General features: G+C 42.3%; 23 protein-coding genes and 2 CRISPR repeat arrays. Of the genes, 4 read left to right on the top strand and 19 right to left on the bottom strand.

Going from position 1 to position 25,830, the window contains the following annotated elements:
• Positions 1-2 precede the first annotated feature (2 nt).
• Genes fliP through fliR form a run of 3 tightly spaced genes read left to right on the top strand, consistent with a single transcriptional unit; the run spans position 3 to position 1,820 of the window.
• A complete protein-coding gene (gene fliP, locus SJ312_RS02030) occupies positions 3-746 on the top strand; it encodes a flagellar type III secretion system pore protein FliP (RefSeq protein WP_036957850.1) in 744 nt (247 codons plus the stop codon).
• A 22-nt stretch (positions 747-768) separates the two neighbouring features.
• Positions 769-1,038 carry a flagellar biosynthesis protein FliQ gene (gene fliQ / locus SJ312_RS02025; protein WP_004255630.1) on the top strand — a complete coding sequence of 90 codons (270 nt, stop codon included), beginning with the start codon at positions 769-771 and terminating at the stop codon, positions 1,036-1,038.
• A gap of 2 nt (positions 1,039-1,040) precedes the next feature.
• Complete coding sequence (gene fliR / locus SJ312_RS02020; RefSeq protein WP_166184918.1) at positions 1,041-1,820, top strand: flagellar biosynthetic protein FliR; 780 nt, start codon at positions 1,041-1,043, stop codon at positions 1,818-1,820.
• A gap of 430 nt (positions 1,821-2,250) precedes the next feature.
• Here fliR and SJ312_RS02015 read toward each other — a convergent pair whose 3' ends face one another.
• From SJ312_RS02015 to flgB, 19 genes are all read right to left on the bottom strand, one after another.
• A complete protein-coding gene (locus SJ312_RS02015; RefSeq protein ID WP_096864723.1) occupies positions 2,251-2,523 on the bottom strand; it encodes a helix-turn-helix domain-containing protein in 273 nt (90 codons plus the stop codon).
• Entirely contained in the window at positions 2,510-2,836 is a 327-nt protein-coding gene (locus SJ312_RS02010) for a type II toxin-antitoxin system RelE/ParE family toxin (protein ID WP_096864722.1), read from the bottom strand. Before SJ312_RS02010 ends, SJ312_RS02015 begins: the two co-directional genes overlap by 14 nt.
• Positions 2,837-3,001: 165 nt before the next feature.
• A CRISPR array of direct repeats spans positions 3,002-3,930; the repeat unit is 28 nt; unit sequence TTTCTAAGCCGCCTGTGTGGCGGTGAAC.
• Between the two features lie 130 nt (positions 3,931-4,060).
• Positions 4,061-4,696 (bottom strand): type I-F CRISPR-associated endoribonuclease Cas6/Csy4, encoded by a 636-nt coding sequence (cas6f, locus tag SJ312_RS02005; RefSeq protein ID WP_140170711.1) that lies wholly within the window; start codon positions 4,694-4,696, stop codon positions 4,061-4,063.
• A gap of 8 nt (positions 4,697-4,704) precedes the next feature.
• Positions 4,705-5,727, bottom strand: coding sequence for a type I-F CRISPR-associated protein Csy3 (gene csy3 / locus SJ312_RS02000; RefSeq protein WP_319866824.1), 1,023 nt, complete (start codon positions 5,725-5,727; stop codon positions 4,705-4,707).
• Between the two features lie 3 nt (positions 5,728-5,730).
• Positions 5,731-6,675, bottom strand: a complete 945-nt coding sequence (csy2, locus tag SJ312_RS01995) for a type I-F CRISPR-associated protein Csy2 (protein WP_166184915.1) — start codon at positions 6,673-6,675, stop codon at positions 5,731-5,733.
• The gene (locus SJ312_RS01990; protein WP_166184912.1) at positions 6,672-7,952 is read right to left on the bottom strand and encodes a type I-F CRISPR-associated protein Csy1; all 1,281 of its coding nucleotides are present in this window, start codon (positions 7,950-7,952) and stop codon (positions 6,672-6,674) included. Before SJ312_RS01990 ends, csy2 begins: the two co-directional genes overlap by 4 nt.
• 27 nt (positions 7,953-7,979) lie before the next feature.
• The gene (gene cas3f / locus SJ312_RS01985; protein WP_319866821.1) at positions 7,980-11,444 is read right to left on the bottom strand and encodes a type I-F CRISPR-associated helicase Cas3f; all 3,465 of its coding nucleotides are present in this window, start codon (positions 11,442-11,444) and stop codon (positions 7,980-7,982) included.
• Complete coding sequence (gene cas1f / locus SJ312_RS01980) at positions 11,441-12,415, bottom strand: type I-F CRISPR-associated endonuclease Cas1f (RefSeq protein WP_153673538.1); 975 nt, start codon at positions 12,413-12,415, stop codon at positions 11,441-11,443. Before cas1f ends, cas3f begins: the two co-directional genes overlap by 4 nt.
• 211 nt (positions 12,416-12,626) lie before the next feature.
• Positions 12,627-14,095: a CRISPR direct-repeat array (repeat unit 28 nt; unit sequence TTTCTAAGCTGCCTATACGGCAGTGAAC).
• A gap of 282 nt (positions 14,096-14,377) precedes the next feature.
• Positions 14,378-15,313 carry a flagellar hook-associated protein FlgL gene (flgL, locus tag SJ312_RS01975; protein WP_036957851.1) on the bottom strand — a complete coding sequence of 312 codons (936 nt, stop codon included), beginning with the start codon at positions 15,311-15,313 and terminating at the stop codon, positions 14,378-14,380.
• A 28-nt stretch (positions 15,314-15,341) separates the two neighbouring features.
• Positions 15,342-16,985, bottom strand: coding sequence for a flagellar hook-associated protein FlgK (gene flgK, locus SJ312_RS01970; protein WP_094961176.1), 1,644 nt, complete (start codon positions 16,983-16,985; stop codon positions 15,342-15,344).
• Positions 16,986-17,126: 141 nt separating this feature from the next.
• On the bottom strand, positions 17,127-18,107 hold the full coding sequence (gene flgJ / locus SJ312_RS01965) for a flagellar assembly peptidoglycan hydrolase FlgJ (RefSeq protein ID WP_110591521.1): 981 nt from the start codon (positions 18,105-18,107) through the stop codon (positions 17,127-17,129).
• Positions 18,107-19,210, bottom strand: a complete 1,104-nt coding sequence (locus SJ312_RS01960) for a flagellar basal body P-ring protein FlgI (protein ID WP_004255651.1) — start codon at positions 19,208-19,210, stop codon at positions 18,107-18,109. Before SJ312_RS01960 ends, flgJ begins: the two co-directional genes overlap by 1 nt.
• A 35-nt stretch (positions 19,211-19,245) precedes the next feature.
• On the bottom strand, positions 19,246-20,028 hold the full coding sequence (locus SJ312_RS01955) for a flagellar basal body L-ring protein FlgH (RefSeq protein WP_004255652.1): 783 nt from the start codon (positions 20,026-20,028) through the stop codon (positions 19,246-19,248).
• Between the two features lie 70 nt (positions 20,029-20,098).
• Positions 20,099-20,881, bottom strand: coding sequence for a flagellar basal-body rod protein FlgG (gene flgG / locus SJ312_RS01950; RefSeq protein WP_004255657.1), 783 nt, complete (start codon positions 20,879-20,881; stop codon positions 20,099-20,101).
• Positions 20,882-20,899: 18 nt separating this feature from the next.
• The gene (locus SJ312_RS01945) at positions 20,900-21,655 is read right to left on the bottom strand and encodes a flagellar basal body rod protein FlgF (RefSeq protein WP_319866818.1); all 756 of its coding nucleotides are present in this window, start codon (positions 21,653-21,655) and stop codon (positions 20,900-20,902) included.
• A gap of 15 nt (positions 21,656-21,670) precedes the next feature.
• On the bottom strand, positions 21,671-22,930 hold the full coding sequence (gene flgE, locus SJ312_RS01940) for a flagellar hook protein FlgE (protein WP_195698502.1): 1,260 nt from the start codon (positions 22,928-22,930) through the stop codon (positions 21,671-21,673).
• A 27-nt stretch (positions 22,931-22,957) separates the two neighbouring features.
• The gene (locus SJ312_RS01935; protein ID WP_110591518.1) at positions 22,958-23,815 is read right to left on the bottom strand and encodes a flagellar hook assembly protein FlgD; all 858 of its coding nucleotides are present in this window, start codon (positions 23,813-23,815) and stop codon (positions 22,958-22,960) included.
• A 12-nt stretch (positions 23,816-23,827) separates the two neighbouring features.
• Positions 23,828-24,232 (bottom strand): flagellar basal body rod protein FlgC, encoded by a 405-nt coding sequence (flgC, locus tag SJ312_RS01930; protein WP_096864712.1) that lies wholly within the window; start codon positions 24,230-24,232, stop codon positions 23,828-23,830.
• Positions 24,233-24,237: 5 nt separating this feature from the next.
• Entirely contained in the window at positions 24,238-24,651 is a 414-nt protein-coding gene (gene flgB, locus SJ312_RS01925) for a flagellar basal body rod protein FlgB (protein WP_004255669.1), read from the bottom strand.
• A gap of 237 nt (positions 24,652-24,888) precedes the next feature.
• On the opposite strand from flgB, the gene flgA reads away from it, so the two are divergent.
• Positions 24,889-25,527, top strand: coding sequence for a flagellar basal body P-ring formation chaperone FlgA (flgA, locus tag SJ312_RS01920; RefSeq protein ID WP_136135233.1), 639 nt, complete (start codon positions 24,889-24,891; stop codon positions 25,525-25,527).
• The last annotated feature ends 303 nt before the right edge of the window (positions 25,528-25,830 follow it).

Here is a 25,830-nt window from a genome sequence, read left to right as displayed (position 1 = left end):
TCATGTTACCTCTAAAATCTTTACTCACGATTACTACCCTCTTGTTTTTATTGCCAAACTCCGCTTCTGCGGCACTACCAGCTGTTATTAGCCATTCAATGGCTGATGGCGGACAAACTTGGTCTTTACCTGTTCAAACGCTTTTATTTTTGACCTTATTGGGCTTTATTCCCGCCTTATTATTAATGATGACCAGTTTTACTCGCATCATTATTGTTTTAGGTTTATTGCGTAACGCGCTCGGAACGCCCTCCGCTCCACCGAACCAAGTCTTATTGGGTTTAGCACTGTTTTTAACCTTTTTTGTGATGTCACCCGTTGCAGACCAAGTTTACCGCGAAGCCTACCAGCCTTTTAGCGAAGACAAGATTAGCCTCGAAACGGCTTTAGAGAAAGGAACAGCACCGTTAAGAACCTTTATGTTAGGGCAAACACGCGAATCCGACTTAGCCCTATTCGCAAGAATAGCCAAAGTGGGTGAAATTCAAGAAGCGAAAGATGTTCCGTTACGTATTTTAGTCCCAGCCTTTATTACCAGTGAACTAAAAACCGCATTTCAAATTGGCTTTACTATTTTTATTCCATTTTTAATCATTGACTTAGTGGTTGCCAGTGTCTTAATGGCATTAGGGATGATGATGGTTCCACCTGCAACAGTTTCCTTGCCATTTAAATTAATGTTGTTTGTATTAGTTGATGGTTGGCAACTATTGCTTGGCTCATTATCGCAAAGCTTTTTTAATTAGGATTATTTTACTCGGAGTAGTTATGACACCTGAATCAGTAATGGCGATGGGAACTGAAGCGATGAAAATTGCGCTGATGCTAGCTGCCCCTTTGTTATTAGCCGCTTTGGCGGCGGGTTTAATTATCAGCTTACTGCAAGCCGCCACGCAAGTGAATGAAATGACGCTATCTTTTATCCCTAAAATTTTGTCGGTTATTTCTGTGATTATTATTGCAGGGCCCTGGATGCTGAATCTGCTTACCGACTATATGCGGTCATTGCTTAGCAACTTACCGTTTATTATTGGCTAACAATGCTAACCATTACCAGTGAAACACTCACGCTGTGGCTAAGCCAAGGTTTTTACCCTTTCATACGCCTTTTGGCGCTGCTTGGTACAGCGCCCTTTTTTAATGAAAAACAGGCGATTACCAAAGTTCGCGTTGCATTGGCTTTTTTTGTTGTGTTGATTGTTTCCCCACAACTTCCTGTCGTGAATATTCCTCTATTCTCTGCTATGGGATTATGGGTTATCGTGCAGCAAATGGTGATTGGTATTGCGATGGGGCTAACAATGCAAATGTCATTTGCTGCCGTGCGTCATGCGGGGGAAGTGATTGGTTTGCAAATGGGGTTATCTTTCGCCACCTTTTTTGACCCAACTGGCGGGCCCAATATGCCAATTTTAGGTCGCATATTTAACGTGATTACGATTTTATTGTTTCTCGCTTTCGATGGGCACTTGTGGCTTATTTATATTGTAGTCAATTCATTTGAACTGCTCCCAATTCAAACCGCACCATTAAATCGCGATGGTTTTTGGGTATTTGTCCAATTTGCTAACACCATATTTATTAATGGGTTAATGTTGGCTTTACCGTTTATCACCTTATTTTTAATTCTAAACCTTGCTTTGGGTATTCTAAACCGCATGACCCCGCAGCTATCGGTGTTTGTGGTCGGTTTTCCTTTAACGCTTACCATTGGAATTAGTATGTTAGGGCTGATTATTTCTATCCTTCCCCGCTACACGGAACGGCTTATCCACCAAGCATTTGAGCAGCTATCGTTGATGTTTAATTTGTTTGTTTGAGTATCGATACTTAATCAATTAATTAGTTAGTTAGTAAAACCATTTGGTAACTCTAATTATTAAGGTAAATCTATAAAAGCTTATTTCTAATTCAAAATTCATTGTTTACTCCTAATTTTAAGTATTAAAACCCATTATTTTTTTCAGGCGATAAATTAAAGAAAGAGAGCCGCCTATATGGCGGTAACGATACCCATTATTTATTTCATTTCTAAGCTATCAAAACAAGTGATAGTTACGAATACATCTAACACTAAATTTAACTTAGGTAAAAGATGGTAAAATCACGTAAAAACGACCTTGAGGTCATATTTTTTCAATTTAATCATGTAAAAACGCCCCGTGTAGTAGAGCCCCTTCACTGCTATTTATGTTATTTAACCAAATTTCTAAGCTGGCAGTGCAGTAATTACGACAAAAATAAATAATCTTAAAGGGCAATTATTGGGTTTTTAATTCCACATGCAGCAGCATACTTTACAATGCTTTTAATGCTCGCATTATTCACATTACTCTCCAACCTTGTGATAGTTGATGGATTAACTCCTATAATTTCAGCTATTTGAACTTTCGTTAACCCAGCAGACTCTCTCCACTCCTTAAGCATAGCCTGCAATTTTTCAGTTCTTATTTCTTCTTCATAAGCAGCTTGGTATTCTGGATCTTTCATCCATTCATCATGTAGCTCTTTATGTGTTTTCATCGTTTAATAGCTCCAATAAACGTTTTCTCGCTAAATAAAACTCAGACTTTGGGGTTCTTTGTGACTTTTTGATAAAGATCCTGAGCATAAAAATTGTTTTATCTTTGTGGTAAACCCATAACCCCCTAGCTATTTCACTTCCCATAGTTCTTATCTCAAACAATCCATCGCCCAATGATTTAGTATCTGGTTCTCTTAAATAATTAGCTGATAACTCTAATTTTTTAATGAGGCGGTCATATTTCACCTTGATTTTTAAAGGCAGTGCATTTGCTTCTTTTTCAGCCTCAGAATGATATTTTACAGTATACATATACCCTCATCATAATTTGCACTGTAATGCAAATTGCTTTTTAGTGCAAATCACATTCCATTGTATCGTCTGTACTACATACCGACTGCAGTAAATAGATCAGTTTCTCTGTACTGCCTGTACGGCAGTGAACCAACAGATGCGCTAGGGGCTAACAGTTTAACATTTCTAAGCCGCCTATGTGGCGGTGAACGGTCAAAACGATTATTTTTGCTTGATTCTGACTTTCTAAGCCGCCTGTGTGGCGGTGAACAAAATAGAGGGTATGGCTAAAAGTGGGGATGGTTTCTAAGCCGCCTGTGTGGCGGTGAACTCGCCACGAAAAATCCGATGGTGGTATTATTGTTTCTAAGCCGCCTGTGTGGCGGTGAACATCGGTTATGGGCAGGGAGGGATGGGTACTAATTTCTAAGCCGCCTGTGTGGCGGTGAACTCGGTCAAATATATACGATGGAAGAGTTCACATTTCTAAGCCGCCTGTGTGGCGGTGAACGTATTCGCATTACAGGTGATCAGTACCGCTTATTTCTAAGCCGCCTGTGTGGCGGTGAACCAGTTCTCAGAGGTGAAACGGAAATTACGTACTTTCTAAGCCGCCTGTGTGGAGGTGAACCTAAACAGAGCTCGAAACCGGTACGTCGCGGATTTCTAAGCCGCCTGTGTGGCGGTGAACTTATGCTGAGGTATACAATGATTTAGATAGCGATTTCTAAGCCGCCTGTGTGGCGGTGAACAAAATAGAGGGTATGGCTAAAAGTGGGGATGGTTTCTAAGCCGCCTGTGTGGCGGTGAACTTAAAAGGAGTCAGTGTTTCCGCTTTATTGATTTTCTAAGCCGCCTGTGTGGCGGTGAACGTGAATCATCGCAAAGTGGCCGTGATGGAGCTTTTCTAAGCCGCCTGTGTGGCGGTGAACATAGCCCCGATAATCGGGGCTTTTTCATTTGATTTCTAAGCCGCCTGTGTGGCGGTGAACTTTTTTTGCCTCCATCGGCAAAACTTGTATAATTTCTAAGCCGCCTGTGTGGCGGTGAACTCGTAATACTCTTTCATCATTGCGAGCTTACGTTTCTAAGCCGCCTGTGTGGCGGTGAACGATGCACTTTAAAATAAAAAATAAGTGATAACAATCAGTTAAGGGTATTTGTTGGAAAATACCCTTTTATTTACTGATAGTTATAACCTACTGATTTACTGACTAATTTTAAAAGAGCAAAAAACAAAGGTCAAAAATGGGGAACCGTTGCTAAACAAACTGAGCCACTAGTTGCTTGACTAAGACCATAACAACTAAACACCCCAATTTGCTTTTGTGTAGCTTCTATCCTTTCTATAAACAAAGGAAAAGGCCGGCTTTCGACTTGCTTATCTCTGGCATGTAAACTTTCAACCCAAATAAATGGCAAACGATTGTTCGCTTTTGGCTTACTCTCAGACAATGTTTTCAAACACTGTTCCAATGGTTGCCCTGATTTTTCAGACCATAACCGTGCTTTTTGCTGCATATCGGCTTCAATTCGGCTCAGCCCTTTTACATGCTTTCGAATATAACTGACTTGAACATGCTGCTCTGGTATTGCCTGAATCGATTTAATATGAGCATAATCCATTAACCGTGCTAACCACTTTTGCAAATTTAACTGCTCAAGTTCACTTTGTGTTGTCGCATGCAAACGAATTTTTCTACCTAAGCGAAAGCCAACGCTGCCGTATTCAGGAAAGGCAACCGCAATCGCACTGTGCCCCTGAGACGTTTTATTATCCGCCAGCGCTATATGAATTTGCTGGTAAACCTTTTGCCAGAGAAAATCCAATGGGACGGTTGAGTCCGGCAATAAAGTGACCTCCTGATAATAATTCATAGCCCACCTTATTTGTCACTTTCGCCAAATACACCGCCGCGAACTAAAACCGCCATCACATAGTGTTCATCTTCAATACGCGATAGCTTTTCACCTCGCGCCCATTTATCAAAATGGGTATAAAAATCTTGTTTATCTTTTGGTGTACGATAGGCTGTTCCGAGGTTAGTGACCGCACCATAAGGTTCAATCGCGATAGCGCCTGCACCGCCTTCAGTACCATACGCAGGGTACCATGTATCAATAGAACGCAAAGCATTACCAATTTTTTGCGAATGCATCGCGGCGTGCCCATTCACATGGTACAAAATTTTGCTTTTATCTCCTTTGCCTTTATCCATCACCAGTTCTTCACTTGGATACACTTCTTGAGCTTTACCTAGTTGTGAATATGTAGTGATTTCCAGTAATAATGCGCCTTGAGGCTGCGCTAAAGCCGCCGCAATTTTTTCAGCCAATTGGTTGATTTTTTCATCTTTAGCATCAAATTGATGAATGCTATATTGTGTGGCATCAAACACCCATTCCAGTGGCTGCCCTTTGTTGAGTACTTTGACAACTACCTCGATTTGTTCAGCCCCCACACGGTTGCGCCATAAAAAACGCCCATTCGCGATATTTTGGGCGTAACGGCGAGCTAACTCCTGAAAACCTTGTTGTTCGATATATTCTTTTGCCGCTTGGGTATAACTTTGCTTGAATAATGCATTATTACAAGCCGATGGCGTTTCCACACCGCCAAGAATTTTCAAGGTAAATTGATGCACTAAGGTGTCTTGTTCAGTCCCTAACGCACAAGCATCTACTGTTTGTAAATTCGCTTTTTCCACCTCGGAGTTTAATTTTAACGGGTCATTTTTTACAGCGCCTTTTAAGCGATTTGAGATAGTGCCTCTTACCGATTTTTCTTGTAACGATAATGGCGCAAATTGCGATTTATTATCCCAGCAAGTGCCATAGAAATAACCGTCCGATGGAACCAGTTTTTTTTCAAATGCTAAAACCGATGCAACATCATTATTCTTCGCCATTAGTTACTCTCCACTCGAAATAAAGTTAGCTGCCACTTGTTGGCATAAATACAGGTTTTGGGACTCAACAAAATTAAATTCCCATAAAATTTCATGAATGTTATTCACGCGATTTACTAATACAAACTCCCCTAACGTGACCACGCTTTCGGCAAACCGATGTGGCACTTCTGAGTCTCGCTGGTTTTTTGCTTGCCCTAACGGGGAAATACCTTGATATCCAGTTGCTATTGGAACAATCCAGCCTGCCGTTTTACGTTGCGCTTGCCATTCAAATGACGCCTTGTTCCCATTTTCCTTTCCCACTTCAACGCAGTTATTTTCTACGACCAGATAACCCAGCAAGGCATCCATGGCATCTTGCCCTTCTTCCATGGCTTCAATCATCAGGTCGCGACGTTCAATCAATACGTAACCAGGCATCACACTATTCAATAAGCCTTGCCTATATTTCCCATCCACATCTTCCGATGGCAGAATATATGCAGCGGGTTTACCTAATGACAGAATATCGCCACCAGCCAATTTCATTGTCATTACTAAATCATGGATAATATCTAGTAAGGGGGAATGTTCAGGTAGCCCTTCAATCACATCATTGTTTTTAATGCCATATTTAATCAATAAAGAAACGTCTAAATGGCAACGAGCCTCTTCGATAAATGCGGAGCGCGAGCCATCACTATTTAATGGATTGCCTGTTCCCACAATGGAACTAACATAATCATTAGCTCCACGATAGGTTTGTAAGTCACAGTCATGACTGACCATTGCGATAGAGTCGAGAACAATATCTAGTTCACTCACAACTCGGAGTTTCCGCTCTAGAGCATGCATAAAACCTAACCAGGCCGTCATAGCTGGAAAACCAATGGTATAAGGACTAGAGAGTGCATTCGCATTATGAATGTTTAAATGAGGCAATTTAAGTATATAAGTGGAACTCATCGTAATAGCTCCTTATTGATGGCAATAACGTCCGCAATAGCCGCCAACTCATCATCACCTAGACTAATCGCTTTTTTCCCCAGTACTTTTTTATAATGCCGCATAAATTGCTGGGCAATAAGGAGGATCACCCCCTCTAACCATTCATCTGAGTTATTACGCCCCTGTTGGTCTGGAAATAACCAAACTTGTTGCACTTTGGCGAGTTGGGTCGGTAATTGAGCGCCATTTCGTTCAAACTCACGCCGGATCTCCCACATGGTTAACATAATGTAATCCAGATACTCTTGAATGCGCCTGTCACGATATTCAATAAAACGACTACCACGCTGTTCTTTCGGTAATGAAATTAAGCTATGAAATGCCTCTAACGTATCTTTTACCTGCCAAGGGTTTAGCGTATTTGAGAAGAAATCATGAGTAGGTAAACGCAGTTTTCGTTGAGTAATTTTGGGGGGAAGTGAGGGTAATAAATGGGCTTTACCTGCATTTTGATTATTGAGTACGGAAATATTTTGTGGCTTAGTCCCCCCGTAACCAATGGTAGTAAGACCATAAATTTCTTGATAGCCAATGTCGCTAAATTCCCCTTTACGTTTTAAATCTCGCAGTGCTTTAGTCTGTTCAGAAAATCGAATCGCATCAATGCGTTCGCGTAGTTCAAAAACCAAACCAGAGGGGGTTAATGGGGATAATAAGTGATATTCGCAATCCTCTAACCAAACAGGAAAATAAACTTGTTTGATTTTTGTGTTTGTAATGAATTCATCTAGTTTTAGATTTATTGATAAAAATTGCTTTCTCAATTGAATATCATCAAGCCCGTTAAATAATAATTCAACCTGTTCTGTTTTACTCTCAATATGCTCAAGCACAGAGCGACCATCCAATAGTTTTACTCGTAAAAATTTATCAACATTTAGTCCACTCGCATCGCCGACTGAATCTATTTCGGTAATTTCAATGTTTCCCGAACGAAAGAAGCCATCATTATTTTTCTTTCCCTTGAACACTACCGGCGTCACATAAGTTCCATTCTTTAAATTAGTCTTTCCCACACCTGTATCTGGATGAGTAAATTTACTCGGGTGCGTAGTAAAAGCTCTACTAACAGCTTTAGCGGCTGCTTCAGGCAACCATTTCTTAAGAGAAAATTTATCATCACATTCTTGATGTATTTTCTGAATTTCATCTTCTCTCATTCCTGCTTTCAGCTTATCTTTAAGCCATCCCTCTTTGCGCTCAGCAAAAAAGGCCTCTATTGCTGGATCTAACATAGTAAATGGTCCTTGTGACTGAAATTTTTACTCGGAAACATTAAATGTGCTGAGTCCCATTTGGTCGTTATAATAAAAACGAATCCCACTTTTTTCATGTGGTGAAAAACTAATTTCGCCATAACGCAGAGAAAGTTGTTCAACTGACTGGTATTCATTTTCACGGCCTTCTAATGATTGCTGATAATCACGTACTAGCCATAACCTCTCTTTTAATTGTTCTGCAAGTGGCTGAAAACCTATCCCATATTCATCATTTTTATTTACCCAACCATTGTCATTATCATATTCACAGAAATGAGGTTCATTTTTTGCTGATAAGATCAGCGACAAACGTATTGTTGGCTCGCTTTTTCTAAATGAAAAAAACTGCTGAGAAAGCGCAGTTAACCCCCAAGCACCGCAGGTATATCCCCAAAGCGTGTTTGGCCTATTTAACGGAGTCTCTACTGTTTGAGAGAACAGACGTGAACGAGTGGCCGTTTTTGGTTTAAGATCGGTAATATCGCCCATCAATCGTTCGATTGATGCATGTTCTAGACAAACTAAATTGGTGGTTTGCTGCTTTTTCCAGTCAGGAATAGGTTGAATTCTAGGGATCGCATCAACGGATTTCAGCAGTTGTTCTTCATCCACCAAGTCACATAAATTATGAGTAGATAGGCGTAAGTTTAAATTGCCATTTTCATAACCAGGCTTACAAAAAACATCCTGAGGTTTTTCTTCGATAAAGCCCTTCCAGTTATATTGCAATAACGCAATATTGGGATGGATAATTTCGCCCTCTCGGTGCCGACGTACTCGCCCTGCCATTTGAATTATAGAGCGATAGGATGACGGTTCGATCACCGCCCAATCAAAATCGTGGTCTCGCCCCACTTCCTCCACAGGCGTTGCCACTAAAATAAAAATAAGGTGTTTAGCTTTATCTTGCAGGTGAACCTGATCGATATGCTTTCGAATTATGGAGTTTTGGAAAGCTTCAGGTTGTTCCCCTGCTTTTTCTTTACGTTTCAATACCGCATCAAGGTGTTTTTCTTGCTCATGACGTAACAACAATACTTGCTGACTATGGTAAGCCATAGCACGAATTTCTATTTCTTCAGGCCATTCATTAGCTAATAAATAATGGGTTAGTGCAACACAAACTGAAATATTGGCAACACGTACTACCCCAAAAGAGACTTGCAATTGAGTTTGCATCTCAGTGCAAAAATGGGCTTGGTGTAACCCGAGAATTCCTTGCTGAATAGATGAAAAATATTGCGTTTGTCGGTCACCTCCCTGCCCTTTTTGCATCGGCAAAATAAATGCTTTTCGACGTGCGACCAATGATTGTAAAACTTTAATACGTTTTTCAATAAATGCATGATGATATTGACGGTAATGTTCAAGCGTTGCAGCGTCATCTCTCGCTGTGATGGTGGCAATTTGGCATGAATGAACACATTTATCTTTTTTCTCGTCATATCGCCCCTCATCCACCCAAATGCAGCCCACTTTCAGTGACTTTTGCTGACTCAGTGCATAAATTCGCCAACCTAATTGGTAAGCTTTGAAATAGAAAAGTGCCAACGTTGGCGGGATAGTTGCAGAAGAGATCATGACCTTTCGACCCAAAGCCCCCGCTAAATAGACTAAACGCCCAATCGCTTTGGGATCATCCCCCGTGAAGTCATCAATCTCATCAATGATTAAGTCAGATGACATTAACCGTAAATAGGGAAGGATATAGCGTCCACCACGGATGGTTTCTGTCGCTCCCATCATGTGGTCAATAGTGCAAGCTAAGATCGGAGCATAGAGCAAAGCTCTATCTTTTGGCCTCGTCAATACCGTTGAAAGTTCTTCCTCCGGTAAACTGCCTTGCCAGTGTAATTCTAATCCTTCATCATCAAAAAGGCTCTCTTGGGACTCAGAACCTGACCCCACTAATTGATGTTCTTCTTTGATTAATTTTTGTTCTTCAAGAGGCTCTTGATGCAACTCTAATACCGCTTTGGAGCCAATCAATACGGCAAGGTTGTCATCTTTGACGCCTAACCGGTCACGATATTCATCCCCTGTTTGTAACGTCAATGTACGAAGCCCTAACGCTAGAATAAATCGCAAACTTTGTTTATCTTCCGCTAGCGCTTGCATAATTTTAGCATTGGCGACTGTTTTACCACAGCCAGTACTCGCCATATTAACAACAAAATACCCTTGAACTTTATCTTGCTGTTCTTCTCGATATTGGTAAATGGTGCTAACTGTATCTTCCTGCCAGCTAAATTTACCGGCAGCATTTTTATTGTGCTTAAGTTTGTTAATATCACTTGCCACAGGCGGTTCTGTTGCGAAAAATGGTAAATATTCTGTGACATTTGCCGCAACACTAGCCACATTCACCAAGTGTTCATCGAGCCGTTGCTTGTATTCGGTTTGCCCATGTAAACGCTGCGTATTGGCATATAATGGAATACCTGACTCCCATGTTGAATCAGCTTCTTTTGAGGAATAATTGTGATCCCCTAACATCAAACATAAGCGTGCCTGTTCCTCGACTAACCGCCAACAGCCATTCTCTATCGCTTCATTTAACAAAGGGAGCTGGTGTTTAAGGTGCTCTGCCGCCTGACTTAATGTTTGTCGCCATACTTTTGACTCACTCAATAAGCCATATGGGAATTCAAAGCATTGATTAATGCGTTGTGAATATTCATCTTCATTATAGTAATTTTGGTAGCCCCACTGTTTATCCACTGTCTCTAACAGTTTTGCTAACGAATCACAGGCTTTATCTGCATAGAATAAACGTTCTTTATCATTCGCTAAAAACGGTAATCTATGATGAGAAACAATCAACCAAACCAATAACGAGGCCGCATCAGGTAACCCAGATAATGGTAATGCCGCTTGTTGATTTTGTTTAGCCCACTGTTGTAACTGCACTTCATCCCATTGCTGTGTGACTAGCGCATCAAGCCAGCTTTCATCCCGTTGCGGCTCTACTTGGCTTTTTACCAGCGCACTAAATAATAATGATGAAACCCATTCGTGGCGCAGCGGATCCCCTTTAAAAGGGGTTTTAACATGTGGGTTTAATTTATCTTGAAACAGTTGTGAGGCTTTTCCCCAGTCATGGAGCAATGCAGCTAAACGCGTTAATGCATTGATTAACGGCAGATACTTCCAATTATTTTCACGCTCACTACCCAACAACGATTTTTCTGTGCGATTAACCGGGACGTGTCCTTCTGAATTAAATTTATTTCTGTTCCCAACAACCCAAAGTAATTGGCTGCGCGAACGAGAGCGTATCCAGTGGCAACTTACCGCAGTATTACGGCTGGCACTACGACGCAACAACTTCTGAACCATTTGCAAACCTTCGTGAGTGATCAAGGTTTGCCATGTGTTATCACCAATTCGGTTAGCAAAAGCATCTAATACTCGTCGAGTTCGTTTTAACGCGTACTTTTCACATTGGGAAACAAAAGTAACCATCATAGCGGTGTTACCTGTTGCGGGTTTTCCACTGGCGGTAATGCCAATGATTTTACGATATCGAACATAAAATCAAGGGACTGATGGTCAACAAAGGACTGTAATATTTGCTGGCGGAATTCTTGATCGCTGGCACCTTCTTTACCACAAATAAATGCCCATGGTAAAACGATAGCATCTTTAATTAAGTCAGCAATATCAAATACTAAAGCGCCTCTCCGTGTTTTACCGTGCATTACCGCAAAGCCATGGGGGATCCCTAATACCCATAAGCAACTTGCAGCTAATCCATAGGCCAAATAATTGCCATGATTTAAAAAGTCATTCGCTTTGTCAGCCGATTGGTGCTGACGAGTAAAATTTTTTTGCCCTGTATTATTCGCAGCATACTTATATAAGGTTTTAGTCAGTTGAGCTTCCGTAAGCAGTAGCTCTTGCGTGTTTTTGGCAGCATCTGTGCGCTGGTGAAAAGTGTTTAACGCCGATTGAATAGTACTGTCGTTATAAATAAACCCTTCATTTTGTAACTCACGAGAACTTTGCCATACTTGTTGTAAGTATTTGATGCGTGACTGTTGTAATTCTTTAGCAGCCGCTAAACGTTTTTCATCATCAAACCAAAAGGATAACCACCCTTGCAGGTATTCCGTTGGTCGATACTCCCCTTGTGGCGTTAACCATTCTACTTCGGTAGACATATACAGCGGTGTACCGCCGCCGCCACAAAAGCCAACTAATACCCCTGCTTGAGATAACATTCTCATTGCTGCTTGAGTAATAGAGGTTCCAGTGCCCAGAAGTAAGACCGTGGTATTTGCGATTGGAATATTAAAATAGAGGTTTTCGTTTTTAGCTTCAGTGAAATAAAGAACACGGCCGTCTTTTTGCATAACTCGGCAATGTTCCAAGTAATACATATTGGCGCGTTTCGAATGTAAAATAGTTTTTAATTCACTTGGTGAAAAATCGTCCATAATAGTTGGATTCTGTCCTTAAATAATAAGATTTTTGAATCAATCTATTAGAATAAGCTTTATCCCACGAAACAAGTCCTTGTTTTCAACCAAAGCCAAATTTGCGAAGGGTTTCACAGAATGACCAGTAAAAAAATACTCACTGATGCTCTTTTTATACCATCCTTGTGACCATAAACCTGATTATCTTTATACATAAAATCGATAGCGCTTTCTAAGCTGCCTATATGGCAGTGAACTCCAACCTGTTGATACGTCTGTTCTGTTATAATTTCTAAGCTGCCTATACGGCAGTGAACGTTGTCTGTCACTTTCTCGCCCTCCGCTTCTTTTTCTAAGCTGCCTATACGGCAGTGAACCAGCGATTAAGCTTTAATGCGGCTTTTATTGTTTTCTAAGCTGCCTATACGGCAGTGAACTTTTTGACCACTCTGGGTCAGTACTTCGTTTATTTCTAAGCTGCCTATACGGCAGTGAACAGAAATATTGACGTTCTTTGAGTTTTTAATCTTTTCTAAGCTGCCTATACGGCAGTGAACTTCTAACAACGATGATAGACTCCATTTCTGATTTTCTAAGCTGCCTATACGGCAGTGAACATTTTGCTAGCCCTTTTACTCATTCCTATTTTTTTCTAAGCTGCCTATACGGCAGTGAACTGGTATTCAGCCTCAATCAATGCCTAGCAGGTTTTCTAAGCTGCCTATACGGCAGTGAACTATAAGACTTTTGACAGTTTTGAATTTCGACATTTCTAAGCTGCCTATACGGCAGTGAACCCTTAGCTTGGGCTGTACTTGCAGCAACATCGTTTCTAAGCTGCCTATACGGCAGTGAACATATAAGGGTAGAAAAACACATTCTTTGTGATTTTCTAAGCTGCCTATACGGCAGTGAACCCGCGCTAATGACGGTAGAAAATTTTCATCAATTTCTAAGCTGCCTATACGGCAGTGAACATCGGGCAGTTAACAGCACAGCAGAATGTTCATTTCTAAGCTGCCTATACGGCAGTGAACGCATGTTCTCACTGACCTGTATCCCGCATGGCTTTCTAAGCTGCCTATACGGCAGTGAACGTAAAGCTTCTGGCAGCGTTTGAGGGATTTTTGTTTCTAAGCTGCCTATACGGCAGTGAACCTTTTTTCGATACCCCCGCTCAGCATCAACTATTTCTAAGCTGCCTATACGGCAGTGAACACTTACTGGACCACCATTGTATCTAGCGCCTGTTTCTAAGCTGCCTATACGGCAGTGAACCACCGTGAGTACTCCAATGGGGTCAAGATAAGTTTCTAAGCTGCCTATACGGCAGTGAACTTGGATGAATATCAACATCGATTCTATCCGTTTTTCTAAGCTGCCTATACGGCAGTGAACATACTGGAAAAGAGAAAAAGGGCAATAGTAAATTTCTAAGCTGCCTATACGGCAGTGAACATGGCAATGGTTCATTAATTGGTCTTGGTGACTTTCTAAGCTGCCTATACGGCAGTGAACTTAATGCACATTCGTGATTGCATGATGAACATTTTCTAAGCTGCCTATACGGCAGTGAACTGTCATTGGTGCGTCAAGTTCGAAGTTTGATGTTTCTAAGCTGCCTATACGGCAGTGAACTCAACAGTATAATAATGATAACGACATCGTCATTTCTAAGCTGCCTATACGGCAGTGAACTATAACAAAAATAGATTAAAACAAATAAAAACAACTGACTAGCTTTAAAATACAAAAAATACCTTTGTTTTTAGTGAATCCTATAACTAATTGTTAAATCAGCGGATTTTTAAAGAGCAAAAATAAAAGGTCAAATAAGGGTAAAACAAAAGCAAATTTATGCAATATAAAAAAGACACAATAATAAACTCAAATCCCCTTTTTGTGGTGACTAAAAACCCCAAACAAAAAACCGCGCTTGAATGGCTCCAAAGCGCGGTGAGTAAAAAGAGTATTAAATAATTAACGGCTGCCGAAAAGTGACATGCTGTTTAAGTCTTTAAAAATACTTTGTGAGGCTTCAAACATCGCTTTTTCTTTATAATAATCTGTGGTGGTGCCAGTCCAGTTAGTTTCTAACAACTCACTTTTGCGGGCCGCATTTTGAATCGAGCGCGTATCAGCTAAAAAATCTAATTTATCAATTTCTTGTAATTGTAAACCTTGCTTAGCTTCAATATTAGAAATTTGATCTAATGCGGACTTGATGGCTCGGTTCGCTTCACCTAACTCAGCTTGCGCTTGGTCTAAATCTGCTTGTGGTGCGCCTTGCAATGGCTTTTTCAGTGATTCGATACCGGTGTTCAGCGCTTTAAAAATATTGACCACATTATTGCTATCGGTTTCAAACACTTGTGCGCCAGTGAAATAAGTCGTCATCTCACGGTCACTCGCCACATTCTGCATAATCGCTTTATCGCCACCGTGATACAACACATCACCGTTAGCATCAATTTCAAATGGCGGTTTATCTGATTTAAAACCTGCGAAAATATATCGACCATTCCCATCAGTCGAATTACCTAACGCTACTAATTGTTCTTTCAAACCCGTGAGTTGCTCAGCCAAAGTATTACGGTCTTTATCGCTTAAAGCACCTTGGTTTGATGCCTGAATAATGGTGGTATCAATTTGCGTCGTCACATCTGTCATCTGAGTCAAAATACTCATCTGCAATGTCATTCCCGTTTTCGCAAATCCACGGCTTGCTACATATTGTTGGTTACGGTTTTCTGACTGGTTAATCCGCACCGCTTGCGAAGACGCTTGCGGGTCATCAGAAGGCTTGCTTACACGCTTACCAGAAGCTAATTGACTTCCTGCATCCATCCAACGCGCTTGAGCACTGTTCATGTCTTGTAAACGTTGGTGATAAATCATGTTGGTACTTAAACGCATCGCTAAATCCTTATCCTATCGCTAATATTTAGAATGCACGCATTAATGCGTTAAATAAATCGTCCACCGTTTTTAATACTTGTGCATTGGCATTGAAAAACTGTTGGATTTTCTGCATCTGAATACTTTCTTCATTCATATTCACGCCCGAGATAGCTTGCTCTTGCTCATAGAAGCTCTCGGTCATTTTGTTCTGTGTTTCAGAATCAATTTGCGCTTGTTTAGTTTTACTGCCCACATCATTAACTAACGTCGCATAGAAATCAGAGAACGTAGAACTACCATCAATCAGTTTTTCGTCTTGCAGTTTAACCAGTTGTTTAATGTTTTCATTATCACCTGGGCCACTGTCTTTACTTCCAGCCGCCGCAAAATCGGATGCATTGCTGACCAAGGTCTGCATACCGTTGATTACACCACTTACTGGTTTTACCAAGAATGAGTCACCTTTTGACATACCAGTACTGTTGCTGATTTTGATCTCTAAACCATCAAACTTCAGTGTACCTGCCGTATTTGAATCCACAGGAACATTAATACCTTCTGGCAAACGTGTGACATTCCATTCATTGCCGTCAAAGCGCATTTCGTAGTTATTACCTGTGACTTTAGACACATCGCTATAACTGAGATCAAAGTCCGCTTTACCACTATTATGAGTGTTGCTAACAACAGAGCCTTTACCAATTTCAAAGAAGTCTTTACCGGTGTTGCCGTTGGCATCGTACCCCTTGCTGTGCACTTCATTGAATTTGGTCGCAAAAACCAATGCTAATTTATTGAGTTTTTGATAAGCCGGGTCCATAACTTCTTGACGAGAACGCAAGATACCGCTGAGTTCCCCACCACGGAATGACTCATCAGGAATTTCCCGTGCTTGGCCATTCGCGCCCACAAAGCCAATGCTAAAACGGCTATCATCTTTAGAAGAAGGGACGGCTTCTAAGCGATTCGCTTTTTCACCCGTGACTAACGGTAAGCCATTGGCAAACGTCACGTTATAGTTACCGTTCTGTTCGATAACTTTGACACCAACTAATGAGTTAACTTCATTGACTAGACGGTCACGCACATCTAATAAGTCGTTAGGCTCAGAACCACTCACAGAACGGATCCGAGAAATTTGTTGGTTTAAACCCGCAATTTTTTCAGCGTAAATATTGATATCTTTCACTTTATTTTCTATCTGGTGATTAATATCCCGTTCCATTTCCTGCAAACGACGATCCGCTTCTTTAAACTGGCCTAATAATGCATTTGAGTTTCCTAAGAAAACGTCAATCAAGGTTTTGTCACTTGCATCGCTGGAGGCAGCGTCTAACGCGGTGAAGAAGCTACCGATATTACTTGAAATATCTTCAATATCATTAGTAAGCAAATCATCAACTTTATTGCAGTTCTTAACGTATGCCTCATAGTCACCGCTACGTGCGCGGGATTGGCTGTACTGCGCATTGATAAATTCATCAAACTCACGGCGAACATGGCTGAAATAAGTGCCGTTACCAAAATAGCCATTAGGTGTCATCGTACCGGGATTCTCCCCGAAAACAGCACTTTGGCGATGATAGTAACCCACACCTGCGTTAGCTAAGTTGTTAGAAATAACACTTAACCCGCCTTGTGCAGCGTTCACACCACTGAGCGCATTATTCATTACATTGTTCAGCATAAGCTTTTCCTGTTCTGGATGCTTATCGCCATCATTGGCTGACACAATGAGAGCGATAGCAACGCAAATTATTTAGTGCATATTTGGTTATCGGAAATTCAGCGTAATTATTTAGTCCAAACGCGCAATAATTCCGGATTTTTAGAAAATATCGTTTAAGTCTATGGTATATGCCTGAACAGCCCTTGATGCAGAGGTATTCGCCGCGGGTTGATGACCGCGTATCTGGTTAATCAAGGTGATTAGTTTGTCCGAATAGCCTGGGTCTGTGGCATACCCGGCTTGATGTAAACGGCGCGCAGCAATCTCTGGTGTCGGCGCTTTTTTGACGTCTTTGTAACGCGGGTTTTCCGTCAATAAATTGATATAATCGGCAATCGCCTCTTCATAAGAGCCATAAACGCGAAAATCATCCCGCATTTTGATGGTTTTTCCGTTGATCACTTCTGTTGTCATAATATTAGTGACGGGCCCTTGCCAGTTTTTTCCCGCTTTTATACCAAACAGGTTATGGCTGGTTTTTCCATCTGATTTCAGAATTTCTCGCTGGCCCCAACCACTTTCTAATGCCGCTTGTGCCAATAGCAGAAAATGAGAAATACCACTGTTTTGGCTTGCCGCTTTTGCAGGTTCAATTAAACGGCTAATAAAATTACTGCTATTAAGCGATAACGCTTTGATTTTTTGGAATGGTGCCGATAATGCATCGCCCATTGGTGCAAAATGGCGCATCATTTGTTCCATATTAAATGGCGGTAATGATTGCACTGTTTTTTCATCTAACGGCAACAGGCTATTGGATGTGGGCCCACTTGACGTGTGTTGGTCTCGTGTAAGCTGCTGGTACATCATTTCCCCGAAACCTAAACCTTTTTGCGACAGGTCCTGGGCGATTTGCTGGTCATACATACTGGTGAGCATGCGTGTTTGGTCGCTGGAAAATAAGCCATCTTGTGGGAGTGCGTCACGCATACTTTTTAACATCAATTGAACAAATGTTGCCTCAAGTTGCTGCGTGACATGGCGCAGCCCTTGCTCCGAATTCTTATTCAGTTCACCTTTTAACTGTCCCAGTGACTGTAAATCAAATGCGGCACCTTGCAATAGCTGCATGTCACTCATTAGATGATCTCCAGTTTTGCACGTAAACAACCCGCACTTTCCATCGCTTGCAGTATCGACATCAAGTCGTTTGGCGTTGCACCGAGTGTATTTAGGGCTTGAATAACTTGGTTTAATTGCACACTTGCGTTGACTTTTTGGAGTGCCCCACCCTGATCACGTACCCCAACATTCGTATTACGAGTGACTACGGTTTGCCCACCTGCAAATGGGGTGTCCGGTTGGCTCACTTGAGTTTGTCTTTCGACTGTGACCGCTAAACTGCCATGTGCAACAGCACAGCTGTCTAGTGTTACACTGCGGTTAATCACCACAGAACCGGTGCGTGAATTGAGGATCACTTTCGCTTCAGCCACTGGCGCACGTACATTAAGCTCCTGTACCCGTGCTAAAAAGCGCACTTGGTCGCGATTATTGGCAGGAACCAGTAATTGCACTGTCCGAGAATCTAACGCAGACGCCGTCCCCATACCGCCCATACGGTTAATTGCATCCGCAATATCTTGTGCCAATGTGAAGCTATCTTCGTTTAATTGCAGGTTAATTGCCCCGTTTTGCCCGAAACTGCTCGGTAATTCGCGTTCAATAGTTGCTCCACCGGTAATACGGCCGCCATTGAGTTGATTAACCTTAATACTACTGCCGCCGCCACTGGCTCCCGCACCACCCACTAAGATGTTACCTTGAGCCATCGCATAGATTTGTCCATCAACCCCTTTTAAGGGAGTCATCAACAACGTACCGCCACGTAAGCTTTTCGCGTTACCCATTGAGGAAACCACAATATCCACGGACTGCCCAGTACGCGCAAAAGGCGGCAATTTCGCGGTGACCATGACCGCCGCCACATTTTTTAATTGCATATTGGTACCCGGCGGCACCGTAATCCCCATTTGCGACAGCATGTTATTCAAACTTTGAGTGGTAAATGGAGTTTGCATGGTTTGGTCACCTGTCCCATCTAGGCCCACAACTAAACCATAGCCAATCAAGGCGTTATCTCGCACACCTTGAACGGTGGTTAAATCTTTAATACGCTCACTGTATGCTGAATAAGTGAAGCAAAAAAATAGTGATAGCAAAATTAATACTTTGTTTTTCATTGAATTATCTCGGCTGTTTTCTCGCTAATGTTTAATTAATAAGGCGAAACATTTAAGAAAAAGCGTTGTAGCCATCCCATGTTTTGCGATTCGTTAATATAGCCGTCACCCACATATTCAATGCGTGCATCAGCGACTTGTGTCGAACTCACATGATTGTCTGAACCGATAGTGCGCGGGTTAACCACCCCAGAGAAACGAATCGACTCAGTACCTTGGTTTATCGCGATGCGTTTCTCACCAACCACATGTAAATTACCGTTCGCCAATAATTGGTCGACTGTGACAGTGATGGTGCCTTTAAAGGTGTTGTTGGCATTGGCACCGCCTTTGCCGCTAAAGTCACTGTTACCTTTAATATCTAATTCTGTGTTTTTACCGCCAATCCACCCTTGCATGAAACCCGGTAATATCGCAGCTAAGAAACCTGTTTTCCCACTACGGTTGGCATTCGCTGAGGAGTTTTTGCTCGCACTCACGTTTTCTTGCAAGTTAATGGTTAAAATATCACCAACATTACGAGGGCGCCGGTCTTCAAATAATGGCTGATAGCCATAATAAGCAGGTTGAGCGCTTTGAAATATCGAGCCATTGGGTGCTGGTGCTGTCGGCGCTGTTGGGATTGCCGTGGTTTGTGTGTCCACTAATGGACGCGATTTGATTTGTGCACAACCGCTGGTAACTAAGACCAAAATGGCAAGTAACCCTGCCTGTTTAGGCGCTATGAAACGCGTTAGTAACGCTGCTTTTTGCTGTTGAGAAATCGTGCCGCTTTCAATCATCATGTTACTCTTTTGCTGCTGTGTACGTTTTATCATCACGAAGAGGTCCCTCTCATTGATAACTCATCACTATCGCAATGAGTTATTTTTACGTATTTTTTACCAATTACAATTGCGTTAAGCGCTGTAACATTTGGTCAGAAGCGGATACCGCCTTACTGTTGATTTCATAAGCACGCTGAGTTTGGATCATGTTGACCAACTCCTCTGCCACATTGACGTTAGAGGTTTCTAACATGTTTTGATAAAGTAAACCGGCGCCATTGGTCCCCGGTGCGCTCTCATTTGGTGCGCCGGAACTTGCGGTTTCCATATACAGGTTTTCACCCATACTTTCCAAACCAGCATCATTAATGAAGGTGGTTAATGTAATTTGGCCAATTTGCTGTGGTTGGTTATCGCCATAGACGGTAATCGTCACGGTGCCATCGCGCGCAATCGACAAGCTATTCGCGTTATCGGGGATCATAATCGCAGGAACGATTTGGTAACCACTTGAGGTCACTAACTGGCCATCTTGGTTTGGCTGCAATGCGCCATCACGGGTGTAAGCATCCGTACCATCAGGCATTTGCACATGTAAAAAACCTTGGCCTCGGATAGCGATATCGTTGGTATTTCCTGTTTTATTTAATGCGCCTTGCGCATGAATACGCATGGTGGCAACAGGGCGCGAACCCGTTCCCATTTGTAAGCCGGATGGTAATGAAGTTTGTTCTGAACTCATTGCGCCCGGCTGGCGAATATTTTGGTACATTAAATCTTCAAAAACAGCGCGTTGGCGCTTGAAACCATTGGTACTAACGTTGGCTAAGTTATTAGAAATAACATCAAGGTTAGTTTGTTGAGCATCAAGCCCTGTTTTAGCAATCCATAATGAGCGGATCATAATAATTCCTTACTGTATTTAGCTAACCGCGAGCAGTTGATTGGCGCGTTGTGCATTTTCATCAGCACTGCGAACAACTTTCATTTGCATTTCAAAGTGCCTTGCATTGGCAATCATCGAAACCATGGCTTCGGCGGCATTGACATTACTACCTTCAATCACCCCCGCAGTGACAATGCCTCGTTCACTTTGTGGCAAAACATTGCCATTTGTCGCTTGTCCTTGTGGTGATAAATGAAACAAACCGTCTTCGCCACGGATCAAGTCTTGCGGCTGTGCTTCAACCACTTTCAAGCGCCCAATTTGCCCTAACATAGTCGGGGGGTCAGTCGCCAAAAGCGCAGTAACGGTACCGTCAGCGCCAATAGTTAACTCCGCATTTGGCGGAACGTTAATCGGCCCGCCATCACCTTGTAAGCGGCGCTCACCAATAACAAGCTCACCTTCACTAGACACTTGAATGTTACCGTTACGGGTATAAGCTTCTGTGCCATCCGCTAATTCAACAGCCAAAAAATGCTTATCATTTAACGCAACATCGGTTTGCTTACCCGTATAATTGAGTGGCCCTTGGCTCATATCAGCGCCGGGAGTAGATGCCACCACCAGCGTTCTGGTTTGCTCGCTGTCACCATTTATCGGCACGGCACGCATTGCGGACAATTGCGCTTTAAAGCCTGCGGTTGACACATTGGCAATGTTATTTGAAACAATCGCTTGGTTTTCCAGCGCATGACGCGCTCCTCCCATCGCGGTATAAATGACGTGATCCATGGCCACCCTCTTGTTTTATCGTAAGTTAACCAGCGTCTGTAACATCTGATCTTGTGTCTTGATGGTTTGCGCGTTTGATTGGTAATTACGCTGCATCACAATCATGCTAATTAACTCTTGGCTCATATCCACGTTAGAAGACTCCAACGCACCGCTGGTTAATTTACCGAACTGACCGACACCCGGAACGCCGTCCATCGGGTTACCTGACGCATTAGAAGAGGCCCAAACGTTGCCACCTTGGGATACCAGACCATTTGGATTTGCGAAAGCAGATAATGCCACTTGACCAACCACACGTTTTTGTTGGTTGGAATAGTTAGCAGTAATTAAACCGTTATCTTCGATTTTAAAGGTGGTGTATTCACCGGCAGGATAGCCATTCACATCAATCGCACTAACGGAAGACTCGCTGACTTTTTGTTGACGAGTTTTGTTTAGATCAACTCTAAGAACACCATCATTTGCGCCATTTAACCCTTTATAATTAAAATCAAAAGTGGCATCTGTAGGGGCTGACAAACGGCCATTACCATCAAAAATTAATTTATTATGAACAACAACGGTATCGTCTACATCCTCAGTATTGATTAATTGCGTTGCAACCTTGTCGTTCGCATCTTTGGCATACACTTTCCATTCATTATCCGCGCTTTTTACAAAGTACACGGAGATTTCATGCGTGTTACCTTGGCTATCATACGCCGTCATGGTCGTACTGAAATTGTAGGTTGCTGAATCATCGGGGTTATTAACATCGAATGGTTTATCTTTGATTTTATCTTCTGAGTTCAGATTAATAGTTAATTTCGCTAATTCCGACGCTTTTGCATCCATCATATCCGTTGGGATATTCAAGCCTTCAGGTACACCACCACTTTGGATGGTAACATTGCCTTTTTCATCAACACTCGCAGGGTAACCTGTGACTACCATCCCTTGGTTATTGACTAAATTACCGCTTTTATCGCGTAAGAATTGACCATCTCGGCTGTAATAAGTATCACCGTTTTGGTCTTGTACACGGAAAAAGCCATTTCCGGAGATGGCAACGTCTGTCGCTCTATCCGTACGCGTGATTGGACCATCTTTAAAATTTTGTGTCACTGCGGCCACATTAACGCCTAGGCCAACACCTGAACCTGCAAACATATCTGCAAATGAGGTCGTCGCCCCTTTAAAACCATTTGTTGCGGAGTTGGCAATATTATTACCAATTGAATCAAGCCCCGCTGAGGCTGCATTTAAGCCACTGACTGCTTGTGAAAAAGACATATTTTCTCCATGAGTATTGGGGGTAAATTAAGAAGATGGATAAACTTTGAAAATGCTGCTCAGCGGGACGCTTTGCCCAATGCCAACATCAAGTAATGGTGCGTCAGCTCCAGGAGTCACACCGTTAACACGGGTATACCCCAGTTTGGTCACTTCGATTTCAGCTCCTGAACTAACAGCTTTCACATCAAAGTAATATTTTCCTGTTGTATCGGTGACTAAGTTCCCGTTGTTATCACGGCCATCCCATGCCATATCATAGATATCGGGTTTAACTTCCGTTTCATAGGTAATGGTTCGCACAACCATTCGGTTTTTATCGCGAATGGTAATTTCAACGTTGTCCGCCAATTTCGGCAAAAAGAAGCCAAACGGCGAGGAAATATATTCAGATTGCGGCTCTTCAGTGCCCTCTTCACCTTCAATGGCATCTTTGTTACTTAATCCAAACATTGAAGGGCTATTTGGGCTGATGCCTTCGTCTGGAAGCGGGTTTGATGGCTTAATCACATTGCTGTCTTCACCTGAGCTCGCTTTTTTGAGCGGCGCTAAGATGATTTCATTGCGCGGAATAAGCACACCTTTACCTACCAACTGAGTGGCTTGCAATGACTGACCTGAACCAATTTGTTGGGAAATACCACTCACGCTGTCGCTGAGTTTATTCATACTTTCAAGTGTCGCTATTTGCGCCAATTGGCTGGTTAAATCCGTATTTTCCATTGGTTTTGTTGGGTCTTGGTTTTGCATTTGTGTGACAATCATTTTTAAAAAAGTGTCACGCATATCGTCACTTTGACTTTTCTTTGGCACATTACTCGCAGCTGGCTGAGGGCCAGCTGTCGTATTATCCAAAGAGTCGTACATTGTGGCTGCAACTCCCATGAAAATGCTCCCTTACTGGCCTATAGTCAGTGTCTTTTGCAGCAATGTTTTTGCTGTATTCATCACTTCTAAGTTAGCTTGATAGCTACGAGAGGCTGAAATGGTATTGATCATTTCACCAACCATGTCGACATTTGGCATTTGCACATAGCCTTTTTCATTCGCTGACGGGTGACCGGGCTTATATTCCATACGGGGTGGCGTAGGGTCTTCTATCAGCTCACTCACACGCACGCCTCCCACTTCGTGACGCCCTTGTGGTGCCATTTGAAAAACAACTTGTTTTGCGCGATATGGTTGGCCATCTGGCCCCACGATACTTTCTGCGTTGGCCATATTGCTCGCACTGACATTCAAACGTTGAGATTGCGCGGTCAATGCCGATGCGGAGATATCAAAAATACTTAGTAAAGCCATGGCAATTACCCTTGCTGTAAGACAGCCAACATACTTTTGACGCGGCTATTGATAAATGTAAGGTCGGCCTGATATTTCAGGGTGTTATCTGCAAATTGGCTGCGTTCAATGTCCATATCTACCGTATTACCATCCATTGAGGTTTGGTAAGGAACACGATATTTCAGGTCAATATTTGGCGCTTTGCCCCCTCGGCCTTCAATATGCCCTTTCGAAGTGACAGCAAGAGTCACACCTTTTCCCCCTACCACACCTTTATCCATGGCTTGTTGAAGTTGACGATTAAAGTCAATATCACGTGCTTGGTAGCCGGGTGTGTCGGCATTAGCAATGTTTGAAGCTAATACAGTCTGCCTTGCTTCGCGTATTGACAAAGCCTGTTGCTGGAAAGCAAACGTGGCGTTTAATTTATCAATCATAGTGGTCCTCAATGGAGATAACGCGATCCCTGAATTTGAACGTTCGCGAGTAAAAATTAAAATTCGACCCGCATATCTTAGCGGCCTACTAAAAAATCTAATGGCGGGATAAAGGCAAAATAATTGACCTATTTGGCTCATTCATTATTACGCAGCTGCGTAAACTGCAATTATGAAAAAGTTTGCTTACTGGGGGGATAAAACGGGATGTATTACACTAAAAAATTGCCTTTATATATGGTAATCAGTTTGTTAGGTCTTACTCCAGCGCTTTCTCAAGCGTCATTACCCCAAGATATTAACCATTATTTTCGCCAAATTCATGGCAAGAAAACCCACGTTTCAATCGAAATCAAAACCCCAATTGAACGTTGGCCTATTTGCGAGAAGCCACAAATCAACCCACCTATTGGCGGGCGTAATATGGGGAATGTGTCCCTTCCTGTGCAATGTGGTAAAAAAAAGCAATTTATTCAGCTAACAGTGAATGTGACAGGCCAGTATTACGTGGCAACACGCAATATAAATAGAGGGGAACCCATACAATTTGTTGATATCGGAACCAAAAAAGGCTTATTGCATAAACTCCCCGCAGGCGCAAGTACAGACAAAATTGCACTTCGCGGAGCAATAGCTCTACGTAATATTCCAGCAGGTCAAACATTCACAAAATCAATGATAAGGCAGCCTTGGGCAATAAAAGCAGGGCAAACCGTATTTGTATTCGCCAGTGGTGATAATTTTTCAGTGAAATACGAAGGAAGAGCAATAAATAATGCTACTGCCGGCCAAAATACCCGCGTACGATTGTTAAATGGGCAAGTTGTAAATGGGGAAGCGCTAGAAAATGGCAGCGTTCAAGTGGCATTAAAATAAAGCGCCCCCCGCTTGTACTCTAAATAATTCGAGTGGCAGCTAGGCAACAAGTGAAGAGAGGCCGATGAGCATACATAAGTATGTGATTCGGCGAGCTGAGTGCAGTCAACAACGCTGCAACTTGAAGCATCACGAGTATATACTCTAAATAATTCGAGTGGCAGCTAGGCGACAAGTGAAGAGAGACCGATGAGCATACATGAGTATGTGATTCGGCGAGCTGAGCGCAGTCAACAACGCTGCAACTTGAAGCATCACGAGTATATACTCTAAATAATTCGAGTGGCAGCTAGGCGACAAGTG

Origin of the sequence: Providencia sp. CIM-Carb-044 (assembly GCF_033901115.1) — a bacterium.
GTDB classification, from domain to species: domain Bacteria; phylum Pseudomonadota; class Gammaproteobacteria; order Enterobacterales; family Enterobacteriaceae; genus Providencia; species Providencia hangzhouensis.
Note: the sequence above shows the minus strand (reverse complement) of the source record. Positions and strands in the feature narration are given on the sequence as shown.